This is a genomic window from Streptomyces sp. NPDC015131 (assembly GCF_043079975.1).
Taxonomy (GTDB): Bacteria; Actinomycetota; Actinomycetes; order Streptomycetales; family Streptomycetaceae; genus Streptomyces.
Window position 1 is genome coordinate 100072 of the sequence record NZ_JBIBVB010000004.1, and the last position, 24263, is coordinate 124334.

The 24263-nt window shown below is 74.5% G+C and carries 24 protein-coding genes; 7 read left to right on the forward strand and 17 right to left on the reverse strand.

Annotated elements, in window-relative coordinates:
- Window positions 1-49: 49 nt before the first annotated feature.
- The 9 genes from ACF08D_RS16395 to ACF08D_RS16435 all read right to left on the reverse strand — a co-directional run bounded on the left by ACF08D_RS16395 (window position 50) and on the right by ACF08D_RS16435 (window position 7250).
- Complete coding sequence (locus tag ACF08D_RS16395; protein WP_392223296.1) at window positions 50-463, reverse strand: RidA family protein; 414 nt, start codon at window positions 461-463, stop codon at window positions 50-52.
- A 197-nt stretch (window positions 464-660) separates the two neighbouring features.
- Entirely contained in the window at window positions 661-1077 is a 417-nt protein-coding gene (locus tag ACF08D_RS16400) for a CBS domain-containing protein (RefSeq protein WP_392223297.1), read from the reverse strand.
- 153 nt (window positions 1078-1230) lie between these two features.
- Window positions 1231-1866 carry an ATP-binding protein gene (locus ACF08D_RS16405; RefSeq protein ID WP_392223298.1) on the reverse strand — a complete coding sequence of 212 codons (636 nt, stop codon included), beginning with the start codon at window positions 1864-1866 and terminating at the stop codon, window positions 1231-1233.
- Window positions 1863-2240 (reverse strand): STAS domain-containing protein, encoded by a 378-nt coding sequence (locus ACF08D_RS16410; RefSeq protein WP_392223299.1) that lies wholly within the window; start codon window positions 2238-2240, stop codon window positions 1863-1865. The genes ACF08D_RS16405 and ACF08D_RS16410 overlap by 4 nt, the downstream gene beginning before the upstream one ends.
- A gap of 90 nt (window positions 2241-2330) precedes the next feature.
- Window positions 2331-2753 carry an STAS domain-containing protein gene (locus tag ACF08D_RS16415; RefSeq protein ID WP_392223300.1) on the reverse strand — a complete coding sequence of 141 codons (423 nt, stop codon included), beginning with the start codon at window positions 2751-2753 and terminating at the stop codon, window positions 2331-2333.
- Window positions 2750-3940 (reverse strand): B12-binding domain-containing protein, encoded by a 1191-nt coding sequence (locus tag ACF08D_RS16420; RefSeq protein WP_392223301.1) that lies wholly within the window; start codon window positions 3938-3940, stop codon window positions 2750-2752. Before ACF08D_RS16420 ends, ACF08D_RS16415 begins: the two co-directional genes overlap by 4 nt.
- Entirely contained in the window at window positions 3937-5745 is a 1809-nt protein-coding gene (locus ACF08D_RS16425; protein ID WP_392223302.1) for a PP2C family protein-serine/threonine phosphatase, read from the reverse strand. Before ACF08D_RS16425 ends, ACF08D_RS16420 begins: the two co-directional genes overlap by 4 nt.
- 213 nt (window positions 5746-5958) lie before the next feature.
- Window positions 5959-6891 carry a hypothetical protein gene (locus tag ACF08D_RS16430; RefSeq protein WP_392223303.1) on the reverse strand — a complete coding sequence of 311 codons (933 nt, stop codon included), beginning with the start codon at window positions 6889-6891 and terminating at the stop codon, window positions 5959-5961.
- The gene (locus ACF08D_RS16435) at window positions 6888-7250 is read right to left on the reverse strand and encodes a hypothetical protein (RefSeq protein ID WP_392223304.1); all 363 of its coding nucleotides are present in this window, start codon (window positions 7248-7250) and stop codon (window positions 6888-6890) included. Before ACF08D_RS16435 ends, ACF08D_RS16430 begins: the two co-directional genes overlap by 4 nt.
- A 272-nt stretch (window positions 7251-7522) precedes the next feature.
- Between ACF08D_RS16435 and ACF08D_RS16440 the strand changes: the two genes are divergently transcribed.
- Entirely contained in the window at window positions 7523-10690 is a 3168-nt protein-coding gene (locus tag ACF08D_RS16440; RefSeq protein WP_392223305.1) for a CHAT domain-containing protein, read from the forward strand.
- 45 nt (window positions 10691-10735) lie between these two features.
- Here ACF08D_RS16440 and ACF08D_RS16445 read toward each other — a convergent pair whose 3' ends face one another.
- Window positions 10736-11317, reverse strand: a complete 582-nt coding sequence (locus ACF08D_RS16445; protein ID WP_392223306.1) for a YdeI family protein — start codon at window positions 11315-11317, stop codon at window positions 10736-10738.
- A gap of 272 nt (window positions 11318-11589) precedes the next feature.
- Between ACF08D_RS16445 and ACF08D_RS16450 the strand changes: the two genes are divergently transcribed.
- Entirely contained in the window at window positions 11590-11805 is a 216-nt protein-coding gene (locus ACF08D_RS16450; protein WP_392223307.1) for a DUF6199 family natural product biosynthesis protein, read from the forward strand.
- Between the two features lie 14 nt (window positions 11806-11819).
- On the opposite strand, the gene ACF08D_RS16455 is transcribed toward ACF08D_RS16450, so the two are convergent.
- On the reverse strand, window positions 11820-12152 hold the full coding sequence (locus tag ACF08D_RS16455) for an STAS domain-containing protein (protein ID WP_392223308.1): 333 nt from the start codon (window positions 12150-12152) through the stop codon (window positions 11820-11822).
- A 467-nt stretch (window positions 12153-12619) separates the two neighbouring features.
- Between ACF08D_RS16455 and ACF08D_RS16460 the strand changes: the two genes are divergently transcribed.
- Window positions 12620-13084 (forward strand): ankyrin repeat domain-containing protein, encoded by a 465-nt coding sequence (locus tag ACF08D_RS16460; RefSeq protein WP_392223309.1) that lies wholly within the window; start codon window positions 12620-12622, stop codon window positions 13082-13084.
- On the opposite strand, the gene tpg is transcribed toward ACF08D_RS16460, so the two are convergent.
- The 4 genes from tpg to ACF08D_RS16480 all read right to left on the reverse strand — a co-directional run bounded on the left by tpg (window position 13063) and on the right by ACF08D_RS16480 (window position 17964).
- The gene (tpg, locus tag ACF08D_RS16465) at window positions 13063-13617 is read right to left on the reverse strand and encodes a telomere-protecting terminal protein Tpg (protein WP_392224075.1); all 555 of its coding nucleotides are present in this window, start codon (window positions 13615-13617) and stop codon (window positions 13063-13065) included. The genes ACF08D_RS16460 and tpg overlap by 22 nt on opposite strands.
- 5 nt (window positions 13618-13622) lie before the next feature.
- Window positions 13623-15896: a telomere-associated protein Tap gene (gene tap / locus ACF08D_RS16470; RefSeq protein ID WP_392223310.1), complete on the reverse strand. Its 2274-nt coding sequence runs from the start codon at window positions 15894-15896 to the stop codon at window positions 13623-13625.
- Window positions 15897-15990: 94 nt separating this feature from the next.
- Window positions 15991-17058: a hypothetical protein gene (locus ACF08D_RS16475; protein WP_392223311.1), complete on the reverse strand. Its 1068-nt coding sequence runs from the start codon at window positions 17056-17058 to the stop codon at window positions 15991-15993.
- Window positions 17059-17193: 135 nt separating this feature from the next.
- A complete protein-coding gene (locus tag ACF08D_RS16480) occupies window positions 17194-17964 on the reverse strand; it encodes a TetR/AcrR family transcriptional regulator (protein WP_392223312.1) in 771 nt (256 codons plus the stop codon).
- A 170-nt stretch (window positions 17965-18134) separates the two neighbouring features.
- Between ACF08D_RS16480 and ACF08D_RS16485 the strand changes: the two genes are divergently transcribed.
- A complete protein-coding gene (locus tag ACF08D_RS16485) occupies window positions 18135-19328 on the forward strand; it encodes a cytochrome P450 (protein ID WP_392223313.1) in 1194 nt (397 codons plus the stop codon).
- Window positions 19325-19549, forward strand: a complete 225-nt coding sequence (locus tag ACF08D_RS16490) for a ferredoxin (RefSeq protein ID WP_392223314.1) — start codon at window positions 19325-19327, stop codon at window positions 19547-19549. The genes ACF08D_RS16485 and ACF08D_RS16490 overlap by 4 nt, the downstream gene beginning before the upstream one ends.
- A 92-nt stretch (window positions 19550-19641) precedes the next feature.
- Here the strand turns inward: ACF08D_RS16490 and ACF08D_RS16495 are convergent, their stop codons facing one another.
- Together ACF08D_RS16495 and ACF08D_RS16500 are read right to left on the reverse strand one after the other, a co-directional pair.
- On the reverse strand, window positions 19642-20355 hold the full coding sequence (locus ACF08D_RS16495; RefSeq protein ID WP_392223315.1) for a methyltransferase domain-containing protein: 714 nt from the start codon (window positions 20353-20355) through the stop codon (window positions 19642-19644).
- Window positions 20356-20526: 171 nt separating this feature from the next.
- Window positions 20527-21366 carry a D-alanyl-D-alanine carboxypeptidase family protein gene (locus tag ACF08D_RS16500; protein ID WP_392224076.1) on the reverse strand — a complete coding sequence of 280 codons (840 nt, stop codon included), beginning with the start codon at window positions 21364-21366 and terminating at the stop codon, window positions 20527-20529.
- A 388-nt stretch (window positions 21367-21754) separates the two neighbouring features.
- Between ACF08D_RS16500 and ACF08D_RS16505 the strand changes: the two genes are divergently transcribed.
- Both ACF08D_RS16505 and ACF08D_RS16510 read left to right on the forward strand, forming a co-directional pair.
- Complete coding sequence (locus tag ACF08D_RS16505) at window positions 21755-23572, forward strand: sensor histidine kinase (protein WP_392223316.1); 1818 nt, start codon at window positions 21755-21757, stop codon at window positions 23570-23572.
- Window positions 23569-24207: a response regulator gene (locus ACF08D_RS16510; RefSeq protein WP_392224077.1), complete on the forward strand. Its 639-nt coding sequence runs from the start codon at window positions 23569-23571 to the stop codon at window positions 24205-24207. Before ACF08D_RS16505 ends, ACF08D_RS16510 begins: the two co-directional genes overlap by 4 nt.
- Window positions 24208-24263 lie beyond the last annotated feature (56 nt).

Below are 24263 nucleotides of genomic sequence, written 5' to 3' on the forward strand. Positions count from 1 at the left end.
GTCGGTCCGAAGGACGGCCGGGGGACGAGCCATGGTTCCCACGGCGGGGTCAGGAAGCGGGCCGGACCGCCACCGCGTCGATCTCGAAGAGCATGCCGGGCAGGGCCAGTGCGGCCACGCCGCTCAGGGTCTGCGCGGGCAGCCGCTCGCCGAAGGCGTTGTGCAGCGCCTTGCCGAGGACCGCCAGCCTGTCGAGGTCGTGGTCGACGACGTACGAGCCGAGCCGGACGACGTGCTCGAGGTCCAGGCCGGCGCCCTGGAGGGCGTGCCGCAGGTTGGCGAGCGCCAGCTCGACCTGGGCGGCGAAGTCGCCGGGTACGGGTGCCCCGGTCTCGGGGTCGGAGGCGTACTGCCCGGCGATGAAGACGAGTTCGCCGGGTGCGGACACGGCGTGGCTGTAGCCGAACGGCGTGGGGTCGTGCAGGGTGGCCGGGTTGGTGATGGTGCGCTGGTCGTCGGTCACGTGGAGCGGTCCTTTCGGAGCGGAGCGAGAAGGCCGGCGGTGAGGGACCGATGCGTACCGTACGGGCCGTGCCCGTCGGCGGACGCCATGGGCCCGCCCGCACAACGGTGTTGCGGCCGCGCCTCCATCGCCCCCGTCACCCCATCGGCGTCAACACCCTTGTGCCGCCCGCCCATTCCCGCGCCGCTCCTGACTCGTCAGGGCGTCGAGAGCGCCTGGAGGAGGTCGCCGACCTTGGGGTCGGGCAGGGCGCGGGCGACGTCGGCCTGGGCGACCATGCCGACCAGGTCGTGTCCGTCGATGACGGGCAGCCGCCGCACCTGGTGCTCGGTCATGGTGCGGAGGATCTCGTCCGCGTCGTCGTCGGCGCCGATGGTGACCGCCTCGCCCTGGGCCAGCTCACCGGCCTTGCAGGCGGCCGGGTCCTTGCCGGCGCCGAGCACCTTCACCACGATGTCGCGGTCGGTGAGCATGCCCTTGAGCTTGTTGTCGGTGCCGCAGATCGGCAGCGCCCCGACCCCGAGCCGGGTCATCTTCTTCGCGGCCTCCAGGACCGTCTCCTCGGCGCCGATGCACTCGGTGCCCTCGGTCATGATCTGTCGTGCTGTCGTCATGTCGTGACCTTCCCTTCCGTGACCGGGTCCCGCGGTGGGCGATCGTGCCGGCCGCGGGCTTCGACGGCTCACGCGTGCCCGCTGGGCAGGGGGTGTAACGCGGCGCGGACCCGGTTCGTCCGGTCGGCCCCGCGCGTACGGGGTGGGGGTGGGTCAGCGGTCGACGGGCCCGTCGATGCCCATGACGACCTGGATCGTCTTGCCCCGGGCGGCGGGGGTGACCGTCACACTGCGGCTGAGCCGCTGGATCAGCGGCCAGCCGAAGCCGCCGGGGGTGAAGGGCAGCTCTCGCGGCACGGTGTGCGGGACGGCCGGTGAGGCGTCGGCGACCCGGATGGTGAGGGCGTCTCCGTCGAGACGCAGGCCGAAGGCGGTCAGCCCGTCGCCGTGCCGGAGGGCGTTGGTCACCAGCTCGGTGACGACCAGCAGGATGTCGTTAGTGACGGCCGGGGAGGGCGGGACGGGGACACGGGTGTGGAGGAGGTGGCGTACATGGGCGCGGGCCGTGGCGGCGTTCGTGGGCGGCTGGAACTCCTCGGACGCGGAGGCTCCGGGCGGGGTTTCCAGGGACGGGGTATCCAGGGACGAGGTATCCAGGGACGAGGTATCCAGGGACGGGGTCTCTCGGGACAGGGTCCCTTCGGGCGCGGCCGACTCGGGCGCGGCCGGCTTGGGCGCGGGCGACTCGGGCGCGCGCGAACCGGCAGGGGCCGTCTCCCCCTTCGTACACTCCGCGTCCGCGGGGCGCGGCTCGTGATCCGCCCTGTCGGCGCGGTGCGTTCCGGTCACGGCCGGGGCGTCCGGGAGCCCTCGGCGCCGCGGGCCGTCTCCATGGCGGCCAGGAGGTGCGGGGCGATGGCGAAGACACGGGCGGTGTCGGTGAGGTCCAGCAGGCGGCGTACCAGCGGGCTGATGTCGGCGAGGACGAGCGGGAGGCCGGCGCTCTGGTGGCGCTGCCGCGCGGAGAGGAGCAGGTGCAGGAAGGAGGAGTCGGCGAAGGTCACCCGGGACAGGTCGGCGACGGTGGCGCGTACGGACCCGTCGGCGGGCACGGCGAATGCCTGTTCGAAATCGTCGGTGGAGTCGAGGTCGAAGTCCCCTATGATCCGGACGACCCGAACGTCGTCGGTCAAGGTGGTGGTGATCTCGGCTTCATCGCTCACCGGGGCATTCTTGCAAGGCGCCGGCGGCGCGGGAAAGCCGGGGGTGGCGTGTCCCGCCGGAACGTACGGGCGCGGACGCCGGCCCGCCCTTCAGGACGGGGACGGCGGCAGCGGGGGGCGCGCGGAGCCGGCGCGGTCCTGTTCGTGACCGGGTCTCCCGGAGGCGGGTGCCGCCTCGGCGAACAGGTGGTCCGTACCGGTTATCTCCAGGAGCCGGTCCAGCGAGGCGGGGCGGTTGTCCAGGTGCAGCCGGGTCCCGGCGGCGGACGCGTTCCGGTGGGTCATGAGCAGCGCGGCCAGCCCCAGGGAGTCGCACAGGGTGAGCCGGGCGCAGTCGATCCGCAGGTGGCGGGGCGGCGGAACGGTGCCGAGGCAGACCCGCGCGGTCTCGGTGAGCTCGTCGGCGGTGTCCCAGTCGAGGTCGCCGGTGATGCTGATGCGGGCGTCGCCGGTCTCGTCCAGCGTGGTGGCGAGGTCGAAGGCGTCGGAATGGTCCGGGAGGTGAATGCTCATGCGTCGTGGCGGGGTCCGGGGAACGGGGGACGGGCGTCGCGTCCGCGCAGGGCGGCACGACCACGGGTGAGGATGCGGAGGGCGCGGGGGAAGTCTTTCAGCTCCTCCTGGAGGATGGCCAGGCCGGGGTCGAGAACACCGGCCGGGACGTGCCGGGCCTCGAGGACGTCGCCGGTCCAGTCGAGGAAGCCGGTGAAGAGTTCGGCGTCGTCCATATAGAGCGCGGTGGTGAGGAAGTCGAGGATGTGGACGACGTCCTCGGCGGTGCGGTCGCGCTGGGCGTCGGTGTAGGCGCGCACGGCCGGCAGGCGCTCCTCGAGGCCGGTCAGGGTGTTCTTCACCAGCTGCCGTTTGTTGCGCAGGACCAGGGTGTACTCCTGGTCGGAGAGGTGGGGAAGGTCCTCGACCGTCTGCCGTACGGCGCCGGTCGCCGGGCGGGGCAGGCCCTGGGCGAGGAGCCCGGCCGCGGCGCGGGCGTCCGGCGCCCAGGCGTCGGCGCCGAGGAGCCGGGCGTAGCGGCCGTCGGGCCCGAAGGCGGCGCCGCCGACGAGGACCGGGATGCCGATGGCCTGTACGGCGGTGATCGCCGCGTGCGCGCCGGGCAGGCGTACGGGGATGGAAGAGGAGAGCGCCACCGCGTCGGGGGCGGTCTGGTGCAGGTGGGCGATCAGGTGTGGGGTGGGGACCTTGGCGCCGAGGAAGTCCACCCGGTGGCCCCGGTGCCGCAGGACCTCGGCGAGCAGCCGGGCGGGGAGCGAGTGCCACTCGCCGTCCACGCAGGCCACCGTCACACTGCCCGCCGCCGCGACCGGCTCCACCCCGGCCGCGGCGACGGGGGCGGAGCCGGCCGCGGAGGGTACGGCGGATGCGGACGCCCCGGACGCCCCGGACGCCCCGAGGGTCTCCGCGCGGTGGGCCATGGCGGCGATGATCCGGTCGTGGATCGCGGTGGCGGCGTGCTCCTGCGCCACCGTGAAGCGCCCGGCCGCCCACTCGCCGCCCACCCTGCGCTGGACCGGCGCGATGACCTCCAGGAGGACGTCCTCCGCGCTCGCACCGGCGGCCAGGGCGGAGAAGACGGCCTGCCCGGCGGCGTACTCGTCACGCTCCCGCACCGCCTGCCACAGTTCTTCGCAGGCCCGTGCGAGCAGGGAACCGCCCTCGGTGACGGTGGTGGTGTCGGTCATGCGGTGTACCTGCCCGGAGTATGTCCGTCTACTGCTGTGAGATGCGTGGTACGGGGAGCGGTGATGGCCATGACGGCTATGTCGTCGTGCCGGTTGTCCCCGATCCACTCCGCGGCGAGCACCTGGACGCGTTCCACGACCGCCTCGGCGGGCATGCCGGCGCACTCCGCCAGCGCGGCCTTGAGCCGGCTCTCGCCGAACATGACGTCCCCCAGCGGCCCGCCGCGGGCCTCGGTGATGCCGTCGGTGAACAGCAGGCAGGTCTCCCCCGGCCTGAGGTCGATGTGCGCGGTGGTGGCCTTGACGTCGGGCAGGGCCCCGATGAGGGTTCCGTGGGTCTCCGCCTCCTCGACCGTCCCGTCACCGCGCACGATCAGCGGTACGGGATGGCCCGCGCTGGTCAGCCGGAGGTGGGTGGTGCCCGACCGCCGCCGGACCGAGGCGAGCACGAGGGTGGCGAACCGGGTGTGGTGGCTGTTGAGCAGCGCGCCGTTGAGCAGGCGCAGCAGGTGCTGGTGGTCGCCGGCCAGGGGCAGCAGCGCCTGGAGCGTGTTGCGGATCTTGCCGGTGAGGACGGCGGCCTCCAGGCCCTTGCCGCAGACGTCGCCCAGGACGGCGAGGGTCTCCTCCTCCGGTCCGGCGCCGGGGTGGACGTCGTAGAAGTCGCCGCCGACGCGGTCGGTGTCCTTCGAGGCCCGGTACCCGCCGGCGAACTCCACACCGTGGACGTGGCGCAGGTCCGGCGGCAGGAGTTCCGCCATGAGGGTGGCCGTGATCGCGCGCTGCTCCATGTAGAGGCGGGCGGCGGACAGGGCGGCGCCCGCGCGGGCGGCGAACACGCGCGCGAAGACCTCCTCGGAGGCGTCGAACGCGGCGTGGTCGCCGCGCCGCAGCAGGATCAGCGCTCCGGCCGGGACGCCGTGGCCCGGGAGCGGGGTGATGACGACCGAGCCGACGGTGCCGGCCAGCCCCGCGGGTACGGCCCAGTCGGGCAGCGCGGCGGGGTCGATCCACCGCGACGGCACGGGCGGGAAGCCCTGCAGCGCCTCGGCCAGGCCGGGCACGGCGGACGGGTCGATCTTCGCGGTCAGGTGGGTGACGGTGCCGCCGACGCCGACGCCGACGGCCAGCGGGTGGCGCCTGCCGGACGAGGGCGCCACCAGGACGGCGGCGTCGGCGAGGTGCTCCGCCGCCAGCTCGACGGTCACCTCCATGCACCGTTCGGTGTTGAGCGAGGCGAGCAGCCGGGAGGAGGCGTCGGCGAGGAAGGCGGTGCGATCCTGCTCGCTCTTCAGCGCCGCTTCGGCGCGCGACCGGCCGCTGTCGTCGACCAGCCACCACACCACGTGCCCGTCCGTGCCCGGTGTGGCGTGGGCCTCCAGGGCCCACTGGCCGTGCCGGCCGCGTACGGGCGCGGTGGGGTCGTCCACGCCGTCCCGGAGCGCGGTGGGCGGCAGGGGTTCGCCCGTCCGCTGGATCACGGCGGCGGGCTGGGCGGGGGTGGGGCGGGGGACGCCGACGGAGTACGTGCCGCTGTCCTCCGGCCGGTCCTGTCCGGCACCGGACCGGGTTTGGGCACGGGCGGCGGTACGGCGGTGCGCGTCGGCCAGCCAGGCGGGGGCCACGTCCGCCAGGAGCGCACCGCACGCCGCGTCCGGGAACAGCGCGGCGGCGCGGGCGTTGATCTCCACGATGGCGCCCGCGGCGTCGACGACCAGCACGGGACAGGGCGCCCGCTTCCACGTGGCGCCCATGTCCGGCAGCAGTCCTTGCGCCGAGCGCGAGGGGCCTTCCAAACTCGTCATGGTCTTCAGGTCCGCCTTTCGCGGACCGATCACCTTCCACTGGAAGACACGGCTCCCGCCACCCTCTCGCACATGTGCGGAGCGCATCAACCTGCTGGGCCGCACCCTCACAATTCGGCTACATAGGGACACATCCGGTTGGCCGGGGCTCGCTACGGTTTGTCATCCCGTGCCCAGGCATCCGCCCTCCCGGTCACCTCCCCCGGGCACCCCTCAGGCCCCCTTGCGGAACCGCTCGCTGAGCTGTCGGCCCACGGCGGGCGTCACCCGGCCCGAGGGCAGGTCGACGCCGAGCAGGAGGGCGAGATCGGCCGCGTACAGGTCGACGGCGGCCTCGGTCAGGTCGGCGAGGTTCGCGGCGCTCTCGCGCCCCCGCCGCAGGCCGAGCAGCACCAGGGCGGCTCCCGCCGGTGCGGCGGGCCACCAGAGGGTGCCGAGGGCCAGGTAGAGCAGCCCCCAGCCGCTCAGTGCGGCCGCGTCCGACAGGGCGCCGCGTGCCGCGACCAGGTCGGTGCGGCAGGGCTCGGGCAGCAGGGTCCAGAGGCGGGGCCAGGCGAAGGGGAAGTCGAGCCCGTACTGGGCGTGGACCCGCGCCCCCACGCCCCGGAGGCGGTCGCCGATCCAGGTCGGCCGGGCGGGCCGGGTCAGCGCGACGGCATTACGGGCGTCCGCGAGGGCGGCCGGGTCGGGAGCGGGCGGGGCGGAAGCGGGCGGGCCGAAGGCGGGCGGGTCGGTGATACGCGAACGAGACGCGTCCGCGCCGATTGCGGCGGCGGCCCGTTCGGCGGCGAGGGCGCGCGTCCACCGCTCGCGGCGCCGGCGGACCAGCCGGCCGGTCAGCCATGCCGGGCCGGAGGCCAGCCAGGCCCGCTCGACCACGGTGCCGAGGCCCCGGGCCGCCAGACCGACGAGCCCGGCGGCCACGAGGACGGCCACGGCCAGCAGGACGGCCGGTACCGGGCGCCGGTCGTAGTGGGCGGCCAGCTGTTCGGCGGCCCGGCCCAGCATCCGCCAGTCCAGCGCGTGGCGGTGGCCGAGCACCGAACCGGCCGCGAGCAGGGCGCCGAAGAGGACGCCGGGCAGGACCAGCAGGCTCACCCACCGTTCGGCGAGCTTCTTGCCGAGTTCCGCCAGGAAGGCGTTCATCCGAAGGCCAGCGGCTCGCCGTACAGGGTGCACTCGGGCAGCGGGCCGCCCGGCTCCCGGTGCTCGAACCGCGCGCAGCGTCCCGCCGGGCAGGTGTACGCGCCGGGCGGGGGCGCCACGGGGTCCTGGCCCGGCAGCTGGGCGAAACCCCGGGGCCGCAGCGGCAGCCCGAGCCGCGCATGGATCCGCTCCTCGGCGGTGGCGACGGCGAGAGTCCCGTCGCGCAACCCGCCCAGGATCGGCGCCAGTTCGGCCGACCAGCCGCCCTGTCGTGCCAGGGCTCGCACGTCGGGCAGGTCGACGCAGAGCCGTCCGAGGCGTTCGGCGTCCGGCACAACGCGGCGTTCGGCGTCCGACACAACGCGGCATCCGGCGTCCGGAACAGCGCGACGTCCGGCGTCCGGCACGGCGCGAGGGACGCGGGCGGCACCGTCCGGGGCGCCGTCCCGGGCCGTCTCGTCCACCTGGCTGCCTGCCGGTGCGTCGTGGCGTACCGGCGCGTGGCCGGCTCTGTCCGCGGCGGAGTTGTCCACAGGCCCCCCTCCCCTGGCGTCGCACCGAATAGTCTCATTCGTCGTACGCACGGGTCTTGGATTCGGCGGCATTCCGCGCGACCGTCACGGGGGGCGTCGTGAACACGGAGGATCTGGCTGAGGGCTTGGCCTTCGCCATGGAGGACCGGCTGGGCGCCTTCTCCTCAGGCGGCGATCCGGCCGTGTTGTGGGAGGACGAGGCCGAGCGGCTCGCCGAGCGGTTGTTTCGCACGGTCGACTGGCTCGCTCCGCACAGCGGACCGGCCGAGGGCGCGCGGGCGTTCAACGTCGCTGTGCTGCTGGCGACGTTCCACTGGTACCGCTTCCGGCACGCTGACGCCCAGGCCGACGCCGAGCGCGCCGCGTTCCTGTTCCGGCTGGTGGAGCCGGTGGCTCCGCACTGTGTGCCCGCAGAGCTGCGGGACGCGTACGCGCGGGTGGGCGGCCAAGCGGGGTCCGCTCTCAGCGCTGCGGAGCTCGGCGACTGCACCGGGCGCGCCGTCGGGCTGCTGAAGGACGCGGAGACGGGCGGCGACCCCCGATTACTGGACGACGCGGTCGAGTTGTGCCTGTTCGCCGCCCGGGCGAACCCTTGTCAGGAGGCGCCGGACGTCCTGCGGGCGGAGGCCCTGGTCACCTTGGGGAACGTGCTGACCCGGCGGTACGAGTACACGGGCGACCCCGACAGTCTGGACCGGGCGTTCGTGGTGACCGTCAAGGGCGGCGAGGCGGTCCCGGAGGGAGATCCGTACCGGCTGACGTTCTGTTCCGGCCTCGGGCACACGGCGATCCGCCTGTTCCAGCGCTCGGGGAAGACGGCCACGCTGGACCTGGCCGTCCGCGCCCTGCGCGAGGCGGCGTACCGGGCGCCGGAGGACCACCCGCACCGTGCGGCGTTCCTCACCAACCTCAGTACGGCGCTGGGCCAGTACCACCGGCACACCGGGCGGACGGACGCCATGAACGAGGCGCTGGCCGCCCAGTACGAGGCGGTACGGATCACCCCGCGCGACCACCCCGACCTGCCCAGCCGGCTGATGAACCTGGCGGCGTCCCTGGGGAGCCACCCCGGGACGCGCCCGCCGGGCACGGAGCGGTACGACGCGGCCGTGGCCCTGCTGCGGGACGCCCTCGCGCTCACCGGTGAGGGGCACCCCGACCGGCCCGGTTGCCTGGATCTGCTCGCCGGTGTCCTGCGCGGCCGGTACGCCGTGGCGGGTGATTCGCAGGACGTGGTGGACGCGGTCGCGGTGGCCCGTGAGGCGGTGCGGGCGGCGGCGCCGGGCGAGTACCAGAGGCCGGCGCTCCTCATGGGCCTGGCCGCCGCTCTGCGGGCCGGCGCGGCCCGCGGCGACACGCCGGGCGGCGCCCGCGCCGCGCTCACCGAGGCGATCGACGCACTGCGGGAGGCGGAGGCGCTGCTGCCGGACGACCATCCGGAGCGTGCGGAGGCGCTGACCGACCTGGGGTTCGCCCTGGCGGCGCGAGCCGGCGTACCAGCGCATCACGGAGACTCGGACCGGGACCGAGACCAAGATGGCGCCCGCGACCGGGACCGGGCGCGGCGTGCGCTGGGCGACGCCTCGGCGGTGCCCTCCGCACCCGCCCGTCTCCGGGTGCGGGCCGCCGCCGCGGCCGGTCATCTGGCCGCCGGGGCGCAGGACTTCACCGGTGCGGTCGCCCATTTCGCCCAGGCACTGGAGCAGTTGGAGCTGACGGCCTGGCGGGGCCTGGAGCGGGACGACCGGGAGCGGCTGCTCGCCGAGTATCCGCAGCTCGGCACGGACGCCGCCGCGGTGGCCGTGCGTGCCGGCCGGCCGGAGCGAGCGGTGGAGCTGCTCGAACAGGGGCGCGGGATCCTGCTGGCGCAGTCCATGGAGGGCCGTTCCGACCACGCCGGTGTGAGGGCGGGGGCTCCGGAGCTCGCCGACCGGCTGCGCGAGGTGCTGGCCGAGCTGGACCGGCTGCCCGACAGGGCCGGTGCGGCGGGCGGTCCGCGGGAGGTGGCCGAGCGCCGGCGGGCCGGTGATCGCCGTGCCGCCCTGGCGCGCGAACGCGAGGAGGTGCTGGCCGAGATCCGGGCCCGGCCGGGACTGGGCGGCTTCCTCCGGCCGCCGCCGTTCTCCGCGCTGCGCGCCGTCGCGGCGGGCGGCCCGGTCGTCCTGGTCGTACCGAGCCAGTACGGCTGTTGCGCCCTGCTCCTGACGGGCGGCGGGGTGCGGCCGGTGGCCCTGCGCACGGACGCCCGGCAGGTCGCCGCCCATGCGGCCGGGCTCACCGATGCGCTGCTCCCCGGGCGGTCCCCGCTCCGGGCCCGGAGCACGCTCTTGGAGTCACGCTCCTGGTTGTGGGAGACGGTCGCGGGCCCTGTGCTGGCGGCGCTGGGGCTCACCGGCCGGATCGAACGGGACGCCACGGGCCCGCGCCTGTGGTGGTGTCCGGCCGGGCTCTTCACCCTTCTGCCGCTGCACGCGGCCGGGCGGCCCGCCGCGAACGGCGGCGCGGGCGGCAGCGCGGGTGACGGCGCGGGTGACGGCGCGGGCGGCAGCGCGGGTAACGGCGCGGACGGTGACTCCGTGGCGGACCGGGTGGTCTCCTCGTACACCCCGACGCTGCGCGCCCTGCTGCACGCCCGTGAGCGTCCCGGGCCGGACGCGGGCGGGCGCACGGCCGGGCTGATCGTCTCGATGCCGGTGACGCCCGGCCTGGCGGACCTGCCCGCCGCCGGCGAGGAGGCCGACGCGCTGCGCCGGCGGTATCCGGACGCCGAGTTCGTCACCGGGGCCGGTGCCACCGTGCGGGCCGTGACGGACGCCCTCGGCCGCTGTTCCTGGGCGCACTTCGCGTGCCACGGGGAGCAGGATCTCGCCCGGCCGTCGCGCGGGGTGCTCCGCCTGTACGACGGGCCGCTGGAGCTGCGGGAGGTGACACGGCTGCGGGCCGGGGGCGCGACGGGTGCCGGGTTCGCGTTCCTGTCCGCCTGTGAGACGCACCGGGGCGGGCTCGTCCTTGCCGACGAGGCGATCACCTTCGCCACGGCGCTGCAACTGGCCGGGTTCCGGGATGTCGTGGCGACGCAGTGGTCGATGGACGACGCCTTCGCGGCGGAGGTGGCCGAGCTGGTGCACGAGCGCCTGGACCGGGTCGGGGTCCCCGGCGGGGTCCCCGACCCGGCGTCGGCGCTGCACGCGGCGCTGTGGACGCTGCGGGAGCGACGGCCGGGCGCCGTGCTGGACTGGTCGGCGTATGTGCATGTGGGGCCGTGAGCGCCCCGACCGTGGGCACGTTGGCCACGACCACACGGTGGGCCCTTACGCGGGCGGGGTTCCCGGAGCGCGCAGGGCGGCCAGAACGCGGTCCAGCCGGGCCTGCCGGCTGCGGGGGGTGGTGGCCTGGAGCAGCGGGAGGATCAGCTGGTACCTGCTCGTACGGTCGAGCCCTTCGAAGGCGGCCCGTGCGTCCGGGTCGGCGTCGAGGGCCGCGGCGAGATCGGGCGGGACGGTCGCCGTGCGCTGCGACGCGTACGCGGCGGCCCAGCGGCCGTCCTCCTGGGCCTTGCGCACCTCGGCCAGGCCCGGTTCGCGCATACGGCCGGCCGCGGTGAGTTCCGCGACCTTCTCGACGTTCACCCGGGACCACAGGCTGCGGGGGCGGCGGGGCACGTACTTCTGGAGGTAGTACCGCTCGTCGAGGGACCGTCGTTGACCGGAGATCCAGCCGTAGCACAGGCCGATGTCGACCAGCTCGTCGGCGGTGACGGAGGGGATGCCGGAGGTCTGCTTGGCGACCTTGACCCAGATCCCTTCCCGGCGGCCGTGGTGCTCGGCGAGCCAGCGCTCGAACGCCCCGCCGTCCGGGAAGCCGATGATCTCCACCCCGTCGATGTCGCCCATGCGTCCGAGGCTATCCCCCGGAGGGCGACGACGTCGGCCGGCGGGGCACCGTACCGACGGTGACCACCCTCCGCCTGGGCGGGACCCGCGCGCGGTGGACCGGACCGCCAGGTGTGCCCCGGCCTCGCCGGTGACCCACAAGGCACATCGCGGGAGTGCGCCGCAGGAGTGCATCGCGGGAGTGCATCGCGGAACGCTTCGCGGGCAGAAGCCAACCTACGCCGGACGCGCGGCCGTTGGGCCGGGCGCGGAGTTCGAACGGGAGGGTTCGCGTGATCATCGCGCTGCTGAGCATCTTCATTGTCATGGGGCTCGTCCAGGTGTTCAAACCGAAGCTGTTGTGGAGCATCAACCGCCCCCTCCAGCGCCCCTTCGTCAAGGACTACGACGCGACCGAGCCCTCGCCGGCCGGCTACACGATGATGCGGATCACCGGAGTGATCTTCCTGATCGTCGCCGTCTGGATGCTCGTCGTCCACCTCCGCTGACGGCACGCCCGGGGTCACTGGTCCGGCGCCGCCGCGGTGCTCAGGTCCGGGGCCAGATCCAGTACGTCCTCCAGCCCTGTCAGGGAAAGGATTCTGCGAACCGGGGAGGTCACTGGCAGGGCCACCACCAGCCGCTGCTTGTGGTGGCCGTCCACCAGGGCGCTGATGAGGGACGAGTCGGCGAACGTGACCAGGGAGAGGTCGACCACGGTGCGCCGGACGCGGTCGGCCTCCGCCGCCTCCAGGGCCGAGCGCAGCTGAGGGGCGGTCGCGGTGTCGAACTCCCCGGAGCAGAGGATGATCCTCGTACCGGACTCGTCGGGCAGGGCTTGTACATGCGCGTCCATCGACTGTCTCCTGTGTGAGCGCGACCGGCCGACGAAAGACGCGTCTGCCGAGGGGTGCGAGAGGTCTCGCATCCGCCGGCGCGGTGCCCACTCGGCTCGGGGGTGCGCGGAGCAGCTTCTGTCGATCGGGTCATCATTTGTCTGTCGTCGCCTCGGGGGTCACGTCCTCCGGGCGGCGCGCGTACGCGGCGCCACCTGCCACCCGGACCCCCGCCGGACGGACGGGCCGTGCCGGGGACGGGCCTCCGGATGACGAGAACGATGATCGCAGACGTTCCTTACCCGGCGTGGTGCCCTCTCGATGCGCCCTCACTCGGCAGTGGCATACACGCGCCACGATCAGGGCATTGCGCGGACGGCGGCGGCGCGCCTCCGACCCGGCCGCGCCGATCCGTGGTAACTCCCCACGATCCACGGCGGAATAAGCGGTGGAGCGCCACTTCCGCCAACGGCTAGGGTCCGCCGTTGTGAAACGCAGACGGGCGAAGAAACTGACCAACGCACTCGTCCTGGCGGCGACCCTCCGTGATGCCGCGCGCGTCGAGGCGCTGCTGCGGGCAGGAGCCAGTCCCCGGGCGGCCAACGGCGAGGGCACCACGCCCCTGTACGCCGCCGCCGTCGGCGGAGCCGCAGGCATCGCGGGCTCACTGCTCCGCGCCGGGGCCGAACCGGACGCCGAGAGCGGTCACGGCACGGAAGGCACCCCGCTCTGCGCGGCCGCCTGCTGGGGGCACACGGAGACGGTCCGGACGCTGCTCGCCGCAGGAGCCGATCCCCACCGCCGCGAGGACCACGGCACGGGACGGACGCCTCTGGAGTGGGCCCGGGCCGGCCCGTACCCGGAGACCATCGACGTACTGGTGGCGGCCGGTGCCGACCGCCCGGGCCCGAAGGGCAACCAGTACATCCCTCAGAAGGAGACGTCGAAGTAGTCGATGTCGGTGAACTCGACCTCCAGGTCCTGTGCCCGGCGTCCGCCGTCCTTGAAGTAGATCTCCTGGAGCCCCTCGGCCACGATCCCCCGCAGCAGCCGGTCGTCGGCTCCCTCGCGCTGCGCCTCGAACAGCCGGTCCGCGTAGGCGGGCGGCAGGTGCACCGTCAGGCGCCGTACCCGGCCGTCGTCGGTGCTGCCGACCGGCGCGGTGTAGCCGAAGCGGGCGCGGGTCTCGACGGTGATGCCGGTCGTGGCGGCGGCCTGCTCGCGGCGGCGCCGGCGTACCCTCGGCTGCCAACGGGCCCGTACGGCCGCGTCGATGCGGTCGGCGACCTCCTTGGGCGGGTTCTTGCGTGCGCCGCGCCGGTACCGGTTGACGGAGTCGGCGGTGACGCCGATCTCCTGCGCGACGGCCTTGGCCGACTTCAGCTGCTTCAGCAGGAAGGTCACCCGCGCCTGGATGCTCCTGGGCGGATTGCGGGTGAATCCCTCGTGGTCGGCGCGCTCCAGCGCCTCGTCGATGTCTCCCACGTCCGTCACTCGCCTTCGTCGAGGGTGGCGTCATGGCCGTCGCCCTTGATGTGCCGGGCGGGGCTGTGGCCCTGCTCCATCAGGTCGACCGCCCAGGACATCGGCTGGACGCCCTCGACCTTCGCCAGGCCGGGTCCCGGGCCGAGGCGGAACGCCCCGGGCATCGGTTTGCCCGAGGCGCTGTACGGGAGGAAGTCCAGCGGCGACCGGCCGGGCGAGGGGTAGACGACGCAGTCCGACAGCACGGCCAGCGGGTACAGGCCCGTGAACTCGGCCATCCGCAGCATCTTCCGGTGCATGTTGACCCGCGCCCGTGAGATCACGGCGGCGCGGATGTCGGGGCGCCAGGTGGGGCGCTCCAGGGCGGGCCAGCGTTCGCCGTCCTTGTAGTGGCGGCCCTGGGGGCGCTCCCGGAGCTTGCCGATCCCGCCCTTGACGGTGGCCTTGACCGCCGCGAGGACCGCCGCCGCACCCGGGTCGGCCGACCGGTGCTCCTCCAGCGCCTCCATGGCGTCGAGGAACGCCGCGTCGCCCAGGTCCTTGATGACGCCGAGGTCCGCCAGGGTGTCGGCGTACGCGGCCCTGAGCCGGTCGTGCCAGGGGTCGAGGTACGGGCCGCTCTCCCGGCGCAGATACGCCTCGACCGGTTCGACGTTGTGGCCCAGTTCCTGGGCGTAGGCGACGGTGTGCGTCTGGTACCAGGCGGGACCGTCCGGGGGTTCGCCGCTCGGGGTGAACGGCGACGGGAGGCGGGGATCGAGCCGTACGTGCGACAGGTCCACCAGCCAGCTGCCGGGGATCTTCTTGTCGAAGACCGGGCGCCGTACGTACTCCGGGCCGGACAGGCCCACGACGAGACGTGACGCGGCGGCGAGGAACGCGGTGTTCAGGTCCAGGCCGACCGCCCACGGCAGCGCGGCCTCCTCCCCGGTGAGCAGGTCCAGGTCCCGGACCCACTGGTACGCCTCTTCGTCCAGGAAGCCGCCGTTCCAGCCGCCGTGCACCACCACGGGGTGCTCGGGCGGGGCCTCGGGCGGCGCGGGGTCCACCGGTTCCGTGCCCAGCGAACCGGGGTTGTGCCCCGGCACCCACTGGCCGGTGGCCTTGTCCTGCACGGCGCGGGTCGGCGGGCGCAGCGCGGTCATCAGCTCCAGCCCGGACACGGCGGTGGAACCGCGCGGGGTGAGGACGCGGCGGGCGTAGAGGCCGAGGGCGCGGGCGATGTCGGCCGGCTCCAGGTCCGCGACTCCGGGCCAGGCACGGGAGTCGAGCGCGTCCCAGGGCAGGACGGCGAACTGGACGCACTGGCGGTCCCCGCCCCGGACGGGGCGGTACACGCGCGCCCACGGGCCGAACCCGCGCCGGGTGAGTTTCCACTTCGCCCGGGCGAGTTGCTTGACCACCGGGTGGTCGTCGGCGAGGCGCAGGCCCCGGCGGTCCTCCAGCCGCTCGGGCAGGCCGAGTCGCAGGGCGGCGCCGGCGGTGAGCACGATCAGCGGGTCGGAGTCGCGGCCGTTGCGGTGGAGGCGCGGCGCTCCGAGGCCCGAAGCGCTCAGGGTCCACTCGACCAGCTCCGGGACGGTGGTGGCCGGACAGTCCAGCACGATGCCGTCGACCCCGTACGCGGAGCCGTCCCCGTCCAGGACGGCGAGCGGCCCGTGGGGGTACGGCCCGGCGGCGACAGCGGGCGCGGCGCGCCGGCGGGCGGCGGGTGCGGAGGTGTGAGCGGGCGGCACGGACGCGGAGGCGGCGGGACGTGCCGGGGTCCGCCCGAGGGTGGGGGCGGATGCGGGCGCTCGGCCGGGTGCCGGCTCCGGCGCGGGCGCCGGGACGACCGGTGCGGGCGCCGGGACGACCGGTGCGGGGGCGGCCGGTGCGGGGACGACCGGTGCGGGAGCGGCCGCCGGGACGTCTGTCGCGGGGGCGACCGGTGACGGCGCGGGTACGGTCGCGTCCGCGACGGGGGCCGCCGTGCCAGTAGGGGCCACCTCAGCGACGGGGGCTGCCGCGCCGGGAGCGGCCGCCCCCGTGGCCGGGTACTTCTCCGCCCAGCCCCTCAGCAGCCGCTGGTACGCCTCCAGGCGGGGCGGCTTGGGCTCGGAGCGGCCGTTCTCCCAGTTCTTGACCGTCTGGGTGGTGGACTTCAGGGCCTGCGCCAGCCGCGCCTGGGTGATCCCGGCGGCCTCGCGCAGCCGCGCCCGCTCCGCCGGGGGCGGCAGCTGCGGCTCCTCCCGCAGCAGGGCGTCGACCGACGCGAACAGCTCGTCCTCAGTTGCCATGTGCCTCGACCTCCGCCCTGCACCCTAGCAACGTCCACCCCGTGGATTTAGCCCGCTCTTTAGCCCGTCCGGTGCGTCTGGCGGTCGTGGTGCACTACAAGCCCGCGCCCCGGATCGCCCGGTCCCGCCAGCGGCAGTACGCCTCCTCCTCGCCGAGGTAGTACCAGGGCAGCGCGCCCACGTGCCCGTCCACCAGCCGGAACTGCTCGACAGCGGCGTCGTACCGGCACTGCCGGGTGAGGAAGTACGCCAGGATGTGCCGCAGGCCCGCCACGTGCGGGTGGCCGGGCGGCGCGGCGGAGACGTCCATCAGGGCCGCGTCCACCAGGGCGGTGACGTCCGGGGAGCGGAAGTCCGCCGCCTTGGCGTCGCTGTCGTGGTGCTCGTACCAGGCGATCAGCGGCAGTGCGGTGAGCAGGGTTCCCGGCGGTGCGGCGGCGGCAGCGTCGCGGGCGAAGCCGGTGGCGAGTTCGGCGGAGCCGTGCCACTTCGCGCACCAGTACTGGAGCGCCGCGCGGTGGGCGCCGTAGTGGTACGGGGCGCGGGCGGTGATCTCCTTCCAGATCCGCTCCATCTCGTCGTGCGAGTAGTTCAGGCCGACCGCCGCCCAGATCTCGCTGACGTACGGGGAGGGGTCATCGGGGGCGAGCTCGGCCGCCCGCGCGTTCAGTCCGGGTGCCTGGCGCAGGGTGGTGAAGAATCCGGCGAACTGCTCGGCGCTGGTGTGCTTGGCGTACTGGGCGCCCCTCAGGTGCCAGGCCAGGGCGACTGTCGCCCTGGCACGTACGAGCGCGACGTCGGGGTCGTCCGGGCCGGCCGCCGCCTCCCAGGCGTCGAGCCAGCTGCCCGGGCGGGCCGCCTCCTGGGAGCCGAACCGGTCGGCCAGGTGCGAGCGGCGCTCCCAGTCCCGGTTCGCCCGGGTCTCGGCCAGCATCTCGGCCGCGCCTTCCCAGCGCCCCCGGGCCGCGGCGGCCGTGACCCGCTCGACGTGCGGCTCGGGCGCCGCGCTCCGGGTGTTCTGCCGCGACTCGGGGAGGAAGCCGAGTTCCTGCGCCCGGCGCGCCGACTTCGTCTCGCCGGAACCACCGCCCATGAAGCGGCGGTACGAGACGACCCCGAACGCGACGGCCAGGATCAGGACGACGATGCGTGCGACATCCATGGTGCAGAGTCCCCCACAGAAGGAAAAGATGACATGACAAAGTGAGGTGGGGGGACCCGGAGTATCACCCATGAGCGACGCCACCCGCAAACGCGTTCGGGCGCCCGCCTCCGGCCCTTCACCAGCGCATCCCTGTCAGCCGCCGTCCTCGCCGCCGCCCTCGTCGCCGTCCCGACGGCCGCCGCCGCCCCGTGCCGGTGGGGCGATGCCCTCCAGCAGGTGGCCCAGGGTGTCCACGACCAGTCCGGTGATCGCCTCGGGGTCCGCGTCCGCCAGGGGTCGCTTGCCGACGACCACCCGCATGAGGCCGATACCGACGAGCCAGGCCAGGGCGAGGTCGCCGCGCACCCCGCTGTCGTCCGCGCCGCTGAGGCCCGCGAGCGCCCGGGAGTAGTCGTCCCCCAGGCCGGCGACGGCGGCCGAGACCTCGTCCCCGGCGCCGACCGAGCGGAGCAGCGTCTCCAGGGAGCGGTGGGCGCCCTCGCTGCTCCCCCGGACCGGCGGCGGGGCGAGCATGCTCATGAGGACGGTCTCCGCCAGCCGTTCGGGCGGAGTGCTGCGCAGCTGCTCCCGGCCGTCCCGCGACACGACCTCGCCGAAGAGGGCCTGCTTCGAGCCGAAGTGCCGGAAGAGCAGCGCCTGGTTGACGCCGGCGCGCGCGGCGATGTCCCGGACGGTGGCCCGGTCGTAACCGCGCTCGGCGAACAGCCCGGACGCCGCCAGGAGCAGGCGTTCCCGTGTCGAGGAGCCCACGACGCCACCGTCCGCCGCCCCGTCCACGCCGGCGCCCGTGCTCTCCGTACAGTCGGTGCCCGCGCTCTCCGTACGGTCGGCGCCGTCCGAGCCCGCCGACTCGTCCCGCGCACGCCCGCGCGGCGCCACCCCGGCGTTCGCGTTCCTGGCCACCGCCACTGCCACCCACCCCTGTTCGTCCGGCGCCCGCCACGGGAAGACCCCCGCGGCGGAACGCGCGGGACCCGGGCGCCGCGAGGCACCGTTGACCGCCCGGGAGCCCAACTCTAGGTTTGTAAGCAGCTGCTTACACCGAGTGGCCGCACGTACCAGGGGAGGTACCCATGACGTCCACGCAGGAACAGGCCCCGCTGGCCTATCCGTTCAACGAGCCCGAGGGGCTGGGCCTGGCCGACGCCTACGCCGAGGCGCTGGAGCGCCCGGGGCTCTTACGCGTACGCATGGCGTACGGCGACCCCGCCTGGCTCGCCACGCGGTACGCCGACGCCCGGCTCGTACTGGGCGACCGGCGCTTCAGCCGTGCCGAGGGCCTCAAGCACGACGAGCCGCGCCAGGCCGAGTCGCAGCAGGACGCGGGCATCCTGAGCATGGACCCGCCCGGGCACACCCGGCTGCGCACCCTGGTGGCCAAGGCGTTCACCATGCACCGGGTGGAGAAGCTGCGGCCGCAGGTGCGGGACCTCGCGCACGGCTTCCTCGACGAGATGGAGGCCATGGGCCCACCGGTGGACCTGGTCGAGCACTACGCGCTGCCCATCCCGGTCGCGGTGATCTGCCGGATGCTGGGCGTCCCGGAGGAGGACCGGCCCCGGTTCCGGGTGTGGAGCGACGCGGCGCTGTCGACCAGTTCCCTCACCGCCGAGGAGGCGGAGAGCAACCGCGAGGAGCTGCGCGCCTATATGCGCACGCTCATCCAGGACCACCGGGCCGCCCCCCGCGCCGATCTGATGACGGCCCTGATCGACGCGCGGGACACCGGTGACCGGCTGAGCGAGCTCGAACTGGTGGACCTGTGCGTGGGCATCCTGGTCGCCGGGCACGAGACGACGGCCAGTCAGATCCCCAACTTCGTGCACGCCCTGCTCGACCACCCGGACCAGCTGGCGCTGCTGCGCGAGCGGCCGGAGCTGATCGCGGGCGCCGTCGAGGAACTGCTGCGGTTCGTGCCGCTGGGCAGCGGCGCGGCCTTCCCCCGGTACGCGACGGAGGACGTCGAGGTCGGCGGCACACTCGTACGGGCCGGGGAGCCGGTACTCGTCGCGGTCGGGGCCGCCAACCGCGACGCGCTGAAGTTCACCGCCCCGGGCCGGCTGGACGTGACCCGGACCGGTGTCCAGCACCTCGGGTTCGGCCATGGCGTGCACCACTGCCTGGGGGCGCCGCTGGCGCGGCTCGAACTGCAGGAGGCGCTGAGCGCCCTGATCGCCCGCTTCTCCGGGCTGCGCGTGGCCGGTGACGTGGTGTGGAAGAACCAGATGCTGGTGCGCGGACCGCGCGAGATGCCGGTGGGGTGGTGAGCGGGGTGTCCTGGACCACCGAGGTCGATCCGGGGCTGTGCATGGCCTCCGGGATGTGCGCGGCTCTCGCTCCCGACCTGTACCGGCTCGACGGTGAGCACGCCGAGCCGGTGAACAAGGAGATCGAGGAGGACGACCGCGCCCTGGACGCCGCCGACTCCTGTCCGGCGCTGGCCATCGTCGTACGGGAAGGCGGCCGGGTCGTGGGCCCCCGCCCCTGAGCACACCCACCCTGAGAGCAGTTGGAGGGGGGACGGACCGCCGTCGGTGGCCGGGTCACCGGCCCTCGAAGGCGGTCCGCTCCCTTCGCGGGCTACCGCTCGCCGCGGCCGGCGAGGAACGTGTGCGCCACGCCGGTCTGCCATCCCGCGACCGGCAGTGTCCGCACCGAGGTGAAACCGGTGCGGGCAAGCCGTGCGGCGAAGGCGGGCGCGGTGTCGAAGTCCAGCACACTGCGCCACAGGTGGTGATAGAGCTCGCGGTCCCCCGTCAGGGTGCCGAAGGGCAGGATCACTCCCCCGCACACCGCGGTCCACAGCGCGCGGTGGGCGGCCGAGCCGCTCAGGCTGTACTCGTGCACTCCCAGGCGGCCCCCCTCCCGCAGCACGGCCCGTACGGAGGTGAGGACGGCGTCCGGGTCGGTGACGTTGCGGAAGAGGTACGCCGCGAAGACGGCGTCGTACGACTCCTCGCCGACGGCGTCCGCCAGTTCCTCGGCGGGCAGGTGCCGGAAGGTCACCCGGTCGGGCCACTGTTTGGCGCGGGCCCGGTCGAGCATGCCGGACGACGCGTCGACGGCGGTGATCCGCGCGTGCGGGGCGGCTTCGAGCAGCGCCCGGGTCGACGACCCGGTCCCGCAGCCGAGGTCCAGCACCCGCAGGCCCGCTCCCCCGTCCGGGAGGCGCAGGCGCCGCGCGGACCGGCGCAGGTCCGTGTGGTAGCCGGGGTTGGCCGCGGTGAGCCGGTCGTAGGTGAGGGCGGCCCGGTCGAACGCGGTGGCCAGGTCGTCGTCACGCAGCAGGGTCATGGGGGTCGTCTCCACATCGGTCGGAGGGCGGGGCCGGGAGCCCGGCGGCCGGATCGGCTCACCGGGCACGTATACCCGCGCCCGTATCAGAGGCACCGCTCGTGCCGCGTACACCGCAGGCACCGCGTGCACCGCATGCACCGCGTCGCGCACTCGCGAGCGCCGTGTGCGTCACCCGCGGAAGCCGTGGTCCAGCAGCTTCGCCGCGTCCTTGTTGCGGTTCGCCTCGGACGACGAGGCGAGGACCGTGCCGATGACCGTACGGCCGTTGCGGGTGGCGGCGAAGACCAGGCAGTACTTGGCCTCCGGGCCCGAGCCGGTCTTGACCCCGGTGGCGCCCCGGTAGGTGCTGAGCAGCTTGTTGGTGTTGGTCCATGCCATGTCGCGGTGGCCGCCGTTCTTGGTGGTGACCCGCTGCTTGGTCGACTTGGTCTTCACGATGGCCCGGAAGGTCGCGTTCTGCATGGCCCGGCTCGCCAGCCTGGTCAGGTCGCGCGGTGTCGAGTAGTTCTTGCCGTTGCCGATGCCGTCGAACGAGTCGAAGTGGGTGTTCTTCAGACCGAGGGAGGAGGCGGCGGAGTTCATCTTCCCGACGAAGGACTTCACCCGTGCCTGGCGGGTGGAGCCGGTGCCGAAGTGGTCCGCCAGGGCGTAGGCGGCGTCGCAGCCGGAGGGCAGCATCAGCCCGTACAGGAGCTGACGCACTGTCACCTTGTCGCCGACGATCAGCCGGGCGGAGGAGGCGGTCTTGGCCACGATGTAGTCGCTGTACGCCATCTGCACGGTGACCTTGGCGTCCAGGTTCAGCTTCTTCTGGTTGAGCACCACATGGGCCGTCATGATCTTGGCCGTCGACCCGGTGGGCATCCGCTTGTCGGGGGCCTTGCCGTAGAGGGCCGCTCCGCTCCCGGCATTCATCACGAACCCGCCCTTGGCCGTGATCACCGGCGCCGGCGCCGGGGCGGCGTGCGCCGGGGCGAGGGTGGCCCCGACCGCCAGTACGGCCGGCACGGTGACCTTGACCGCCCACCTGCGGCTGCACCAAGAACGGCTGTTGTTGCTGCTGTTCACATCGACACTCCCGTACGTGCAGCCGCGGCCCGCTGCCGGATCTACCGCTAACGGCAAGACCTGCCACCCGCCCCCGGGGATGCGCCCCGGCCGCGAGAAGCCCCCGAAAGAGTGACGCCGCCGCTGAACGGCAGACGGACCGGCGGACGAAGCGGCGGGCGAGGCGGACGGAGCCGCGGGCGGAGCCGCGGGCGGGGGTCCCGAGGGACGGGGACCGGAGGGCCGGGGCCCCCGGGGCCGGAGGGGAAGAGGAAGGTCCGGCTCGGGCGAGAATGGGGCGCGTACATGAGGTGCCGGGTGTGGGACCCGGCGCGGGGTGAGGGGTGGCATGCGGAGAGATGCGGCGCGCGAGGGCGGCGGCCGGCGCCTGGACGGGTGGCGGCCGGTGGTGCCGTGGGGCGTGGCGGCGCTGGGCGCGGGCGGCTGCGGGGCGTGGGGGTACGCCCTGGCGGGTGCGGGCCCGGCCGATCTGGTGCGGGACCTCTCGGTGGGGTGGGCGTTCGCCGTCTCCGGGATGGTGGCGCGGGTGCGGCGCCCGGCGAACCGGACGGGGCTGCTGCTGTACGCGGAGGGGCTCACCTGGTTCCTGGGCAACCTCCAGGGCTTTCCGGTGCCGCTGCTGTTCGCGGCCGGTGCCTGGGGCGAGGCGCTGAACCTCGCGGTGCTGGCCCATCTGCTGCTGGTGTTCCCCGACGGGCGGGCGGCCACGGTGGGCGAGCGACGGCTGGTCGTCGCCGGGTACGCGCTGGTGGCGGTGGGCGGGCTCGTCCGGGCACTGCTGTACGACCCGGCGGCCGACAGCGCGTCCAGCTACCTGTCGTGCGCACGGTGCGGTCCGAACGCCCTGTTCCTGATCGACGCGCCGGGGCTGTTCGACGCGGTGGACGTGGTCTACCGGTGGGCGGGCGTGGTGCTGACCGTGCTGGTGACGCTGACGATGGTGCGGCGCTGGCGGGCGGGAAGCCCGGCGCGGCGCCGGATCCTGCTGCCGTCCTGGGTGGCCGTCGGTCTCACGCTGTCGTTCGTGGGCTGGGAGGTGCTGTACCTGCTGGCTCCGGAGGGGCTGGGCGGGGCGGACGCCGTGGTGACGGTGCTGTCGGACGTGAGCCAGGTGGCGGTGCCGGTGGTGTTCCTGGCGGGCCTGCTGCGGATGCGTCTGCGGCGGGCGTCGGTGGGCGACCTGGTGCTGACGGTGGGCCGTTCGCCCGGCCACGGCGAGGTGCAGGACATGCTCCGCCGCACCCTGGGGGATCCGGAGCTGGCGCTGGGGGTACGGGCCGGTGGCCGCGACCCGGTCGATCCGGACGGCCGCCCGGTGCCCGCGCCGGTGCCGCCCGCCGGGCGGGACCGGACCGTGCTGCGGGTGGACGAGGGGCCGGGTTCCGGTGCCGTCCTGGACCACGACCGGTCGCTCGGGGAGGACACCGAGCTGATGACGGCCGTCGCCGAGGTCGTACGGCTGTGGCTGCGGGACCGGCGGCTGCGCGCGGAGGCGGACGACCAGGCCGACCGCGCCCGTGCCGTACCGCGCCGCATCCTCCAGGCGGCGTACGAGGAACGGCGGAAGCTGGAGCGGGATCTGCACGACGGTGCGCAGACCCGCATGCTCTACACCCTGATGACCCTGCGGCGCCTGGACACCCGGCTCGCCGAGGAGGCCGACCCGGAGCTGCGGAGCACCGTGGCGGAGGCGGAGCAGAGCCTGCGGCAGTCGCTGGAGGAGCTGCGGAACCTGGCGCGGGGCATCCATCCCGAGGTCCTGGCCCGCGCGGGACTGGGCGCCGCGCTGACGTCGCTCGCCGAGCAGTGCCCGGTGCCGGTCACGGTGGAGGCCGCGCCCGGCCGCCGGCCCGCGGTCGTGGAGACCACCGCGTACTTCCTGGTGTCGGAGGCGCTGGCCAACGCCGTGAAGCACGCCGCCGCCCGCCGGATCCGGGTCGGTGTGCGGCCGGCCGGGGCGTTCCTGGTGGTGGAGGTGGTGGACGACGGGGTCGGTGGCGCGCGGTTGCCGGACGACGCGTCCGCCCCGGGCGGTACGGGGCTGAAGGGCCTCGCCGACCGGGTGGCCGCGGTGGGCGGCCGGCTGACCGTGTCCAGCCCGCGCGGCGAGGGCACCCGGATCCGGGCGGAGCTGCCGTGCGCGTGATCGTGGCGGAGGACGCCCCTCTGCTGCGCCAGGCGCTGGTGCGGCTGCTGGAGGACTGCGGGGTGGAGGTCGTGGGGCAGACCGGTGAGGCGGGTGACGTCCTGGGCCTGGTGGAGAGCGCCCGGCCGGACGCGGTGCTCCTCGACATCCGGATGCCGCCGACCCACACCGACGAGGGTGTGCGGGCGGCCGAGGCGGTGCTGGCCCGGTACCCGGGCACGGGCGTCCTGCTGCTGTCCCAGTACGTCGAGACGAGCGCGGCTGTACACGTCCTGGCGCGCAGTCCGGGCGGTTTCGGGTACCTCCTGAAGGAACGGGTCGCCGACGCGGCCGAGTTGTACGACGCCCTGCGGCGGGTCGCCGCCGGGGAACCGGCCATCGACCCGGAGATCGTCGCCCGGCTGATGGCGCGCCGGCGGGCCGACCGGCTGCTCGACGAACTGACCGAGCGTGAGCGCCAGGTGCTCGCGCTGATGGCGGAGGGCCGCTCCAACGAGGCCATCCGGGAGCGGCTGCACGTCGGCGCGAAGACCCTGGAGACGCATATCCGGAGCGTGTTCACCAAGCTGGGCCTGGAGTCGGGCGGGGCGGACAACCGCAGGGTCCTGGCGGTGCTCGCCTACCTGCGGTCGTGACGCCCGTCCGGCCGGGGTCCGCGGCCGGCCTCCGCACGACATCGTCGGCGGAGGCC

Excerpts from the sequence above, each read along its gene's own strand:
- ACF08D_RS16475 (WP_392223311.1), bottom strand. The coding sequence starts at position 17,058 with ATGGATGTCGCACGCATCGTCGTCCTGATCCTGGCCGTCGCGTTCGGG.
- ACF08D_RS16445 (WP_392223306.1), bottom strand. The coding sequence starts at position 11,317 with ATGGGCGACATCGACGGGGTGGAGATCATCGGCTTCCCGGACGGCGGG.
- tap (WP_392223310.1), bottom strand. The coding sequence starts at position 15,896 with ATGGCAACTGAGGACGAGCTGTTCGCGTCGGTCGACGCCCTGCTGCGG.
- ACF08D_RS16425 (WP_392223302.1), bottom strand. The coding sequence starts at position 5,745 with ATGACGAGTTTGGAAGGCCCCTCGCGCTCGGCGCAAGGACTGCTGCCG.
- ACF08D_RS16430 (WP_392223303.1), bottom strand. The coding sequence starts at position 6,891 with ATGAACGCCTTCCTGGCGGAACTCGGCAAGAAGCTCGCCGAACGGTGG.
- ACF08D_RS16495 (WP_392223315.1), bottom strand. The coding sequence starts at position 20,355 with ATGACCCTGCTGCGTGACGACGACCTGGCCACCGCGTTCGACCGGGCC.
- ACF08D_RS16455 (WP_392223308.1), bottom strand. The coding sequence starts at position 12,152 with ATGGACGCGCATGTACAAGCCCTGCCCGACGAGTCCGGTACGAGGATC.
- ACF08D_RS16505 (WP_392223316.1), top strand. The coding sequence starts at position 21,755 with ATGCGGAGAGATGCGGCGCGCGAGGGCGGCGGCCGGCGCCTGGACGGG.
- ACF08D_RS16420 (WP_392223301.1), bottom strand. The coding sequence starts at position 3,940 with ATGACCGACACCACCACCGTCACCGAGGGCGGTTCCCTGCTCGCACGG.
- ACF08D_RS16400 (WP_392223297.1), bottom strand. The coding sequence starts at position 1,077 with ATGACGACAGCACGACAGATCATGACCGAGGGCACCGAGTGCATCGGC.
- ACF08D_RS16415 (WP_392223300.1), bottom strand. The coding sequence starts at position 2,753 with ATGAGCATTCACCTCCCGGACCATTCCGACGCCTTCGACCTCGCCACC.
- ACF08D_RS16485 (WP_392223313.1), top strand. The coding sequence starts at position 18,135 with ATGACGTCCACGCAGGAACAGGCCCCGCTGGCCTATCCGTTCAACGAG.